Origin of the sequence: Edaphobacter aggregans DSM 19364 (assembly GCF_000745965.1) — a bacterium.
GTDB lineage: Bacteria > Acidobacteriota > Terriglobia > Terriglobales > Acidobacteriaceae > Edaphobacter > Edaphobacter aggregans.
Genome location: NZ_JQKI01000244.1, coordinates 1 through 4867, shown reverse-complemented (window position 1 = coordinate 4867; position 4867 = coordinate 1). Strand labels below are relative to the sequence as shown.

The following is a 4867-nucleotide window of genomic DNA, read 5'->3' as shown; positions in this document are numbered from 1 at the left end:
GGTTGTTCGATGTGCGACCACGAGCCTTGTGGATCAGCGCACCTCCACCCCCGTCGCGATACGCCGTCAGCAGCCGCCGTGTCTGCCTGGTACTGAGTCCCAGAATCGCCGCGGCCGAAATCTCCGTGCGCCGCCGTGCCAAAACCTCAGAAAGAACCTCTATGCGTTGCAGTTCACGTCCGCTCATCGTTACTAAGCCCAATCTCTTCCTCCCGAAGCTCACTTTCGGAAGGGTAGTTTGGACATTTCAACTTTGCAGAAACCGGACATTTCTACTTTGCGCGTACACCCGGTATCTACGCAGGCAACGTTATCAGACTGGCTATGAATTTGCTGATGGTGAATGGCATCCTGATACGTGCCGATGGACTTACTGAGACTTTCGTGCGTTCTAATCCAACCGGGAGTTCCCCCGGCTTTGCCGGGGAGGCAGTAGAAGTTTGACAGTTCCGGGAGTATGCACGGTTTGAAACAGGCTGCCGCCGAAGGGCAGGGAAGCGCGTTGCCTGAACCGTGAAGTGCCGCAGAGATATTGGATTGGCATGATTCTGTCTTTTCCACGATTGCGATTAGGCCCCTTTGAGGGGCCAGCAATCGTAAAGCCTCCGGCTCTCAGGAGGATACTTACTTTCGGCAATTTTAACAGCGAGTGCAAGCCGTCTTAGAGACCATCTGAGATTCTCAAGCCTGGCACGGCAGTAACACAGGGTGGCTCCGCGCTCTTGGTTGCGAGCCGGACTACGTCACCTGTTGCCAAATGTCCAGCTGAGTCCCGAGCTCGAGCCGTAGTCACTGCCGGCAAGGCCATCCGGCGGCTGGGTGTCCCAGTTGCCGTAGATAGAGACATTCCACGACAGATTACCAATGAGTTTGGTGTAATAGGTCGTGTTCAGGTTGAACTTCACGCGGCCGGGATCATTGAGGGCAGGCAGAAGCGTCGCGGTGAGGGTGCCATTGGTTTTGTTGTACCGGAAGAATTGCAAATTTGCAGCAATCAGGCCAGATGCCAGTTTTTGAGAATTGATGTTCTGCTGATATTCGGTGTTCTGCCCGGCAAAACCACCGAGCACCGAAATGCGCGCCAGATCGCTGTTCTTCAAGTAACGTCCGACGCCACCGCCAAACGTGATCTGACGATCTATCCCCTGCTCCGTGCTTTGCAGGAACGTGCCAAGGCCCTCATAAAACCAGTTGTTCCAGCGCAGGAGACGGTAGGCATCGAAGTTGACCTGGTTTCGGGTCGAAGCAGCAGCGCCTGTACTGGCGGACAAGGTGGAGTTGAAGCTGGCCGCTGCGGCCCAGCGTTCACGCGGGTATGTGACCTGGGAACCTAAGCTGTACTGCGTGGATTGGTTGCCTTTCGAGTAGATGATCCCCGTGTTTATATAGCCGTTGAACCGATGGAAGAACTTTGCTGAGGTCATGTCCATTTCGACAATTTGCGAGCTATCAATCACTGCTTCCCTTCCCGACGTCTGCGTGACCGAAATCTCCATGGGTCGCCCCCCGGGAGTGCTCGTGGCGTTAAGAGTCCCTGTGTACACCGACCCATCCTCCGTCTTCACGAGGAACAATTGGTTGCTTTCCAAGTGCGCCACTTTTTGCCATTGAACCGAGCTGGTTCCCAATATGTATTCCATGCTCATGTAGAGCACACCCGCATTAAGCCCTTTAATCTCGCCTGTGAGACGGTCGCCATTCTTCATAACAATTATGTCGGTCTTTTCTCGGGCAAATAGAGGCGTAGCCAATAGAAGCACCCAAATCATGGTGACCGCTAGTATGCTCATGACAGGTCTTGTCTTCATGATGTTTTACCCTCTGCGACTAACCTATGCCTAACCGGGACATCAAAGCAGTTTCCTAAGCGGGCCTTTGCGACCGTATAGGGCACCACACCAAACGTCAGAAAACGTCCGTTTAGCTTTGTTGCGAAATCTGTCGCCTTAGAAAGCCAATCGCAATACCTTTATGCAAATGCGAAAGCAGGGCTTTCCTCCAAGTGGAGGATCGTTGTGATCCCCAAACTCCCGGATGGTCGGTAAACCGCACCTTACTCTCCAGCGACCTGACTCCGAGCACGTCCCTCAGTTCGTTTCTGGGGTGGCTGCTGGCCTCGCTCAAACCAAAAAGTCATCGGGGTAATTAGGCAGAAATGCAGGGGATCTGAACGGAAGTGACAAAAGAGTTTGATTGCGGACATTTCATACTATTTCGTCGTCAGCACGCATACGCTAACCGGAGTTTTGTGAACGAACAATAGAGTTTGATACTCGACATAAATGAGATTGGACTAGTGCCGCACCCTGTAGGCTCCGAATCGTCGCGGCCGCAAAGGTGACGACGGAGCAGATGTGTCCCAGCCCTGAAAGGCCGACGTCGGCGGTTCGGTCCCGTCTCTGGCCACCATCATCATTACACACCTCTTCACATCCAAATTAGTGGTCTTACTCTCCAACCGGCAGGTTGAGTTGGTTGGTATACATCCAGCAGGGCGGCGCGATAGATAAAGAAGATTGGCGCGGCGTTTCAATAGTGACCGAAATGGTCCTGGCCGATTTTCAAGAAGCACTTGAGTTCACTTAGTGACCGTCAACAACAATGAGCCTTGCATACCCAGTTCCGCACATCCCATAGATCGCTCCCGACTTGCATGCTCCGGCGGAATACTTGTAGCATCCAGCCTTTTTGCCACTACGGAAACAGAGCGATCAGAGCCGCCGATGATGGCTCCTGCCGGTTCAAACGGCGATGTGGGTCCCAGGTCGACAACGAAGCCTATCTCCTTGTCTGTGCTTTTCCACTGCACGGTTGTTCCTGTCTTCACGCAGAAAAGTGCATTACCTTTAGCCTTCTGAGTCATGGCTGTGGCGGAAGCCGCACTCGAGGTCCTTTTCACGTCGACAACACATGGATCCGAAGCTGATCCGCAGGTGTTACTCGCATTACACAGTTGTGCATGATTTGTCTCCGGGCAAGCATATTTGCTGCTCTTTGATTGGGCGCTCACACAGTTGGTTAGTGAAATAACCGATAGCAAGAGTGCTGCGGACCTGTTTACGATACCTCGATTAATTTGCATAGCGACCTCGCAAAATTTCATTTACGACCACGCACACGTCTGACAGTCAGGAATGTCGAGCAGAATTCCATGGAGAAATCGGCACATGCCGACTGTCGCACCGGACATCAGTTGTTGGCCGTTCCCTTCCAGTCAATAACGCCAGACAGCCTCCAGGGGTTTTGATTCAGTTCCAACTGCAACTCGCCTTCCTTGTTCAGGATTAACTGTGCCAAGGGATAGAGCATGCCTGTGCTTTTGCTCTTGTCTTGTTCGTTGATTTCGAACTGCCCGGCGGTCAGATTGAACGACTCCGATTGACTGTCGGTCCAGGCTTCACCAAACGTGATCAGACGATTTGTGACAAAGACAATCTTTCTACCAGTCGGGGTCGGGGTCATCTTGATGTAAGCGCAATCAAATCCGAGTGTACCCGTGATCTCGATATGACCTACTGCTTTCATCTTCCCCAGTGCAGTTACCAGGCCTTGGTTCTGTCCTTTCTCGAATGCCTGCACGAGCAATGTTCTGTCCGCCGGAGTTGAGAATTCATAGATATTTAAGGTGATGCCGATATTCTGCCCCATCTGAGTGCCCGTACCGAAGGCTTGGGCTTCGATGGTTTCGTACTTGTCTCTGGCCGAAACTGGAGCAGCAACGATCGTAAGTAATCCAGCAACCATGAGACTGATAGTGACTGTCTTAGAAAGATTCGAACGGATCTGCATAATATTCTCCTTTCACGACTGAACTGCAACAGAGGAGCCCTTCGACCCTACAGATGGCTCGGGGATTTGGTTACTAGCACAAATAGTTGAGTGCGAAGAAAAAATAGATCAACGAACAATAGGAGTCGCCGAGTCTCTCGGGGCCTTCTCCGGCATGGTCTGAATCCAGTTCCCGTCCTTAGCGTCAGCTGGTTTGGAAGGGCCAAAGTAAATTGTCGTGGAGCCGTCCGAGTTCGCAACTGCGGCAGGTGAGGGTACGTCTGACTCCCTGCACGCGGGTAGCGTTGCGGCGTCTGCAGCATCGAGCGCGTCTGATTGGCGTACAGGGTGAACGACCAAACTTGGCAGCGGGTATGTCTGGCGGCAACACCACCTTGTAGGTCTTGCCACCGTCATAGGGGTTCTTATCGGAATCGAGGAAGCCCATCAGATACTGTGAGCCGACCATGGGTAACCGCATGATCATTCCCCGCGAGTCCATCGTGTAGCCATAGTAGAAGGCCGTTCGGGAGTCGAGCGTCCGCGCGCCAGTCGGCGGAAACGTTTTGAACCCCTCCTTGGTAATCATTGGTGGTGGCGTCTCGAAATTGTAACCACCCTGCCACAACATGTTGGCCCACATCGAATCTGGGTAGTAGGCCCAACCGGGATATTCGGAGGCACGCCAGTTCAGCGCCCGTCCGGCGGCATTGCCTACGGCCGCTGCATCGGTGAGGATCTTGCGCGTCTTTGCGTCCGGACTGAAAGGCTTACCCTTCACGATGCCAATGGCTGCCAACTGGCCCATGAGTTCCGGGTTGACCGAAGTCGCCGGCTCCAACTGCACGAGTTCATTGAGTATCTCGAAATAGGAAAAGTCGTTGGGGGGGATCGTGTTGAAGGACTTTCCACTGGCTTCGACAAACTTCGTCTCCGGTGCAGGCGGGTTTGGCGCCAGCATGACATGACCTTGAAGTGCCGAGGCAATGCTGGTCCCGACACCACCCGGCGTGTACGGATAGATCCTCAGCGACTTCTTGATCAGGGCAACGGAAGGCTTTGGATCGTTGTTGTCCATGAAGGCGCGGACCGCATAGAG

Annotated in this window: 5 protein-coding genes; all 5 read right to left on the bottom strand. The window is 53.4% G+C overall.

Annotated elements, in window-relative coordinates:
• Positions 1–202: integrase catalytic region (locus Q363_RS43420; RefSeq protein ID WP_425387815.1), on the bottom strand; the 202-nt coding region annotated here is incomplete at its 3' end.
• A 541-nt stretch (positions 203–743) separates the two neighbouring features.
• The gene (locus Q363_RS30545; protein ID WP_245632581.1) at positions 744–1790 is read right to left on the bottom strand and encodes a DUF481 domain-containing protein; all 1047 of its coding nucleotides are present in this window, start codon (positions 1788–1790) and stop codon (positions 744–746) included.
• Between the two features lie 1399 nt (positions 1791–3189).
• Positions 3190–3789 carry a hypothetical protein gene (locus tag Q363_RS30540; RefSeq protein WP_035358283.1) on the bottom strand — a complete coding sequence of 200 codons (600 nt, stop codon included), beginning with the start codon at positions 3787–3789 and terminating at the stop codon, positions 3190–3192.
• Positions 3790–3897: 108 nt separating this feature from the next.
• Entirely contained in the window at positions 3898–4002 is a 105-nt protein-coding gene (locus tag Q363_RS47240; RefSeq protein WP_425387816.1) for a hypothetical protein, read from the bottom strand.
• Positions 3974–4867 (bottom strand): DUF1254 domain-containing protein (locus tag Q363_RS45055; RefSeq protein WP_483782917.1); only part of this gene is annotated, 894 nt, incomplete at its 5' end. The genes Q363_RS47240 and Q363_RS45055, both read right to left, overlap by 29 nt.

Excerpts from the sequence above, each read along its gene's own strand:
- Q363_RS30545 (WP_245632581.1), bottom strand. The coding sequence starts at position 1,790 with ATGAGCATACTAGCGGTCACCATGATTTGGGTGCTTCTATTGGCTACG.
- Q363_RS30540 (WP_035358283.1), bottom strand. The coding sequence starts at position 3,789 with ATGCAGATCCGTTCGAATCTTTCTAAGACAGTCACTATCAGTCTCATG.